Origin of the sequence: Dysgonomonas termitidis (assembly GCF_042654545.1) — a bacterium.
GTDB lineage: Bacteria > Bacteroidota > Bacteroidia > Bacteroidales > Dysgonomonadaceae > Dysgonomonas > Dysgonomonas termitidis.
This window is the reverse complement of record NZ_JBHSGN010000210.1, coordinates 1-2,435: the sequence shown is the minus strand read 5'-3', so window position 1 is coordinate 2,435 and position 2,435 is coordinate 1. Positions and strand designations below refer to the sequence as shown.

The following is a 2,435-nucleotide window of genomic DNA, read 5'->3' as shown; positions in this document are numbered from 1 at the left end:
GCCTCCGAACCGTACGTACACATTCCTGCGTATACGGCTCTCCATTAATTCATTCAGTCTAATGTACCTGCGTGTATCTTGTGATGGCATTTTATACATACTGCTAACGTTTTTCGTTTACGAGCAATCATCTTAACTTCCCATTCGGATTTGCCTTTCAGGTCTTTGAGTTTACGGACGTGGTGCATTTCGAGTTCGTCGGTCGAACCGCAAAGTTCACAAACTCCGGCTTGCAGCCTCGTTATAAGTCCATTTCGACCTCCTGTTATAGCAATCGTGTTAGGAAGACTGTCATTTAGATTCACATCAGGTGTTTCGTTACGTTTGAAACCTTTGTCGTAAAATTCTCGATAAAAAGTGTGCCCCCTCTTATTGGTGTAAGGAATAGCAAATACACCTTTCTTTTTGTATTTTGCTATTATCTTTTTCTTGGAAGTACGGTATTTGCCTGCATACGTTTTATACATGCTGTACTCCATGATATTATAGAAGGAGTCGATAATACAGCTATTATTTGCGATTGAGTAATAATTGTAGAAGCCTATGATTTCCGAATTATACTGGCTAATGATTTCCAGATCATCCAGATTTCTCATATAGCTACGTCCTGTGGGCTTCCAAAACTCCGTGCCATTTTTCTTAGTGATTTTCACTGCGTTATAGGCTAATAGTTTGTTTCGCATCACTTCGGTTGTTACATAAAGAACGATCTTGTGATCGTAGCTTCTGACTAGATGCCCGTTCTTATCCCTATGGGTATCATTGGAATTGCGTACAAAGATGTCGTATCCAAGAAATTTAGCTGATTTCTGTGCATTGGTTATCAGTGTCTTTTCGTCCGACAGTTCCAACTTTAAGACATTATACAAATAATTTTTGATATCATCTTTAATTTGTTTACAGTCTTCTTTACTTCCAATAACGCTTATTAGAAAATCATCTGCATATCTCACATATTTCAGACGTTTGATATTGCTATCCATTTCATCACCAGCAGGATATTTCAGGCGTTCTTTTATTATTTCTCGTATTTGCTCATTAAGCTGTTTTCTTTGTGTTTCATCGTTTACATTTTCGAGTTTCTTTTTCAGCTTTGCTTTCTGATGTCCAAGTCTTTTGGCAATAGGATTTTCTTTTCTCCTTGTTCCCTTATCAAATCTAAGGATATATTCTTTCATGTATTTGTCAAACTTGTCTAGATAGATATTAGCCAAAATTGGGCTGATAATTCCACCTTGCGGAGTTCCACTATACGATTTGCGAAATACCCAATCCTCGATATATCCGGCATTAAGGAATTTACGGATAAGTCTTATGAACCTATCATCTGCTATGCGCTCTTTCAGCATACTAATCAGTATTTCGTGATTAATATTATCGAAGAATCCTTTAATGTCGCCCTCGATAAACCACCTTGTACCATTACACGAATTCTGAATGCTTTTTAGAGCAGTATGGCAACTCTTCTTAGGTCTGAACCCGTGAGAAGATTTCTCAAAACTACCTTCATAAATTGCTTCCAGAATAAGTCTGATTGCCTCTTGCAGAAGTTTATCATAAAATGCAGGAATGCCCAAAGGACGTTTCTTTCCATTTTTCTTTGGAATATATGTCCTTTTGGAAGGATAAGGATGATACGTTTCATCTTTTAACGTATCAATCAACTGTTTAACTTTGGATATACTAAAGCCGTCAATGGTTTTCCCATCGACACCTTTGGTCATGTTGCCTGGTTTAGCATAAATGCGCTCATAGGCAAGATAATACATTTCCTCGTTAAACAGAATCCTGTACAGCCTTTCAAACTTGTAAGTCAAGTCGCTGCTGTGTTCGGTTAGACTGTTTAATACTTTTTCCGGATTTCTCATGTCTCTCACAATTTCCTTTAATCATATTAAACTGAATTAACTGCCCCCCTTCGCCGTGCAGTTTTACCTGCGTGTACAAGGCTTTCCCTTGCTCAGACTACTACGGAGGCTCTGTTACCATGTCGGATATTCAGGGGCAGACCCCATAGCCTTACAACTGGCTTTCCGATTTAGGTAATCCCCGTTTAGGTACACAATAACATAATCTGAAATTCAGATTAGTTTGGCAGATAGATTGTCGGATACGACTTTCGTCCTTTACTATGTATGTAGTTGCGTCGTAGTAAGTTCTTTTGCTCAAAGCCCCTGCAAGGTGAGCTTGAGTACCACGATATGACGGGTTTCGATTCTTTTGAAATCGTATAACTACCTTACGTCAAAGCCTAACCATCTGACCGCTCAGACTATCGTTCAATCAATACAGACTTTATCCTCATATCTATCGTTTCATCTAGCCACTCAGTCGAGACAGGGTAGTTTGTCCACTTGTGGCGTTCCCGAGCATGCTACACTCCCCGTCGTCTTTCGTTGACGGATAAGCCGGGTGATGATAGGTTATTTTTTCAA

1 protein-coding gene is annotated in these 2,435 nt (G+C 39.1%); it reads right to left on the bottom strand.

Features of this window, described 5'->3' with window-relative positions; genetic code table 11:
- Nucleotides 1-53: 53 nt before the first annotated feature.
- Nucleotides 54-1,868, bottom strand: coding sequence for a reverse transcriptase domain-containing protein (locus ACFO6W_RS26220; RefSeq protein WP_380002105.1), 1,815 nt, complete (start codon nt 1,866-1,868; stop codon nt 54-56).
- Nucleotides 1,869-2,435 lie beyond the last annotated feature (567 nt).